This is a genomic window from Rhodococcus sp. CX (assembly GCF_015865005.1).
Taxonomy (GTDB): domain Bacteria; phylum Actinomycetota; class Actinomycetes; order Mycobacteriales; family Mycobacteriaceae; genus Rhodococcus.
This window is the reverse complement of sequence record NZ_JADZGH010000002.1, coordinates 1-1,665: the sequence shown is the minus strand read 5'-3', so window position 1 is coordinate 1,665 and position 1,665 is coordinate 1. Positions and strand designations below refer to the sequence as shown.

Genomic DNA, 1,665 nt, shown 5'->3' with positions numbered 1-1,665 from the left:
CACTGGTGCAGCTCGGGATTGTCGGTGGTGCGTAGCGTCTTCTGGATTGCGCGACGCGCTGCAGGATCTTGTGCGAGCCATGCTTGTGCTCCGTCCGAGGACTGGGCGATCCACATGGCAGTAAGCGCGTTCTCGAAACCAGCTCTGATACTGGGTACGGCGACCAGTACACCGTGAGAAGACAGCAGCTCAAGCGAGGCCCCACCAAGCTTCCGAACATGGTGGGTAAGGGCAAGTACGCGGCTGACTTTCACTGCGTCGAACGGATGTGTGTTCTTGACTTTGATGTCGTTCTCGACGAGGGCATCCCAGATTGTGAAGAGCCGTCGTGCGATCTCGGTGGTGCTGGTGCCTGTGGAACTCACAGGTAAAGGGTAATCATTGTGTTGAGCTGCGGTGATGGCACGTCCCGGTGGTTGGGGGGTGTCACGGTAGGCGCGAGGATAGGTAGCGAGCCGAGGGAGCATCTACAGCTCCGGTAGGACACCGAGGACGGTGTCGAGCGCCGGCGGGAACTGATCTATCCCAGCGGTCTCGCTCGGATAGATCAGCCGATACGGAACGCGCTCGTTGGAGTCGGACTTCCCTCCGGGCGCATTCGAGTGTGCGTCGTGGGGCGTCGTGTTCGCGGATTCGTCTGCCTTGTCGGTCGGCAGCAGGAGGGCCGCGAACCGCGCTGGGTTGCTGCGATTGGGCATGGGGTCCTCCACGTCGATCAACCCGAACCGATCGAGCATGTGCACGGTGTTGTATGCCTCGTCGCTGAGTCCGTAGGTCTCGAATCGCACCTGTTTCTTCAGGTCGACGCCCTTGTCGCGGAGCTCGCCGGAGCGCGGGACAAGTCGAAGTTGGCCGGTGCGGTCGATGATGGCCAGCAGCGTGACCAACTCGAGGTCGGTCAGAACCAGGTGCCAGCCCTGGAGGAAGAAGGCGGTGGGAAGGGTGATAGCTTCGCGCCGAGCGGTGTCGTCGCCGGGAACGGTGTACGGGGTGTTGCTCGCATCTTCCTTCTGAAGTGTGAAACTGCGGTACCGCCCGGCCTGGCCCGCGGCTCCTTCCAAGGAGATCAGATCGTGCGCCCGAAGCCCGTCCACCGCGGTGTTGAACTTTCGTCGTAGCCCGCGGCGTTGATCGACCCGGACATCGTCGGCGAGTCCGGCCAGCGTCAGCCAGGAATCCCGTGAGTCCTTCGGGTTGATGTTCGGGTGTCTGTTGATGAATCGGGCACCCGGGGGCGTTTCCATCCGGGCTACGAAGAGCATCGTCATCATCAGCTGGAGGGAATGACGTCTTCTCTCGACGAGTCGGGTCATCGGTGGCCGCGATTCCACCTCTTCGGCGAGGGAGTATCCGGCTGTGCGGGGAGCGGACCGCCGGGGGTCATCTGTTCGGATGAAGCGAGTGCGAATCCGCAGGTCGGTCACATCGGGGTCGTCGAACTTCCGGTATGCCTTCAGCGCTCGCTCGATCGCTCGCCGCCGATCCTCAAGATCGGCACGTCGTTTCCGGTCCCGTTCGACGCGCTTCTCGTCGGCGTCCTGCCGGTATTGGATCTGCCGTTCGCCCTCGGTGATCTGCTCAGGCGTGGGCATCGGGAGATTCAGCTTGAGATGCGGCACGACTCACCTCGAAAAATTTAGGTCCATAGGGACAGGGGCCATCAAG

At 62.1% G+C, this 1,665-nt stretch carries 3 protein-coding genes; 1 reads left to right on the top strand and 2 read right to left on the bottom strand.

The genetic code is table 11. The annotated features are described in order from the left end of the window. Both I0Q12_RS00025 and I0Q12_RS00020 read right to left on the bottom strand, forming a co-directional pair. On the bottom strand, positions 1 to 365 hold a 365-nt coding region (locus I0Q12_RS00025), incomplete at its 3' end, for a hypothetical protein (RefSeq protein WP_197250004.1). 102 nt (positions 366 to 467) lie between these two features. Then, positions 468 to 1,244 (bottom strand): hypothetical protein, encoded by a 777-nt coding sequence (locus I0Q12_RS00020; protein WP_197250003.1) that lies wholly within the window; start codon positions 1,242 to 1,244, stop codon positions 468 to 470. Here I0Q12_RS00020 and I0Q12_RS00015 point away from each other — a divergent pair. After that, the gene (locus tag I0Q12_RS00015; protein ID WP_197250002.1) at positions 1,206 to 1,640 is read left to right on the top strand and encodes a hypothetical protein; all 435 of its coding nucleotides are present in this window, start codon (positions 1,206 to 1,208) and stop codon (positions 1,638 to 1,640) included. The genes I0Q12_RS00020 and I0Q12_RS00015 overlap by 39 nt on opposite strands. The last annotated feature ends 25 nt before the right edge of the window (positions 1,641 to 1,665 follow it).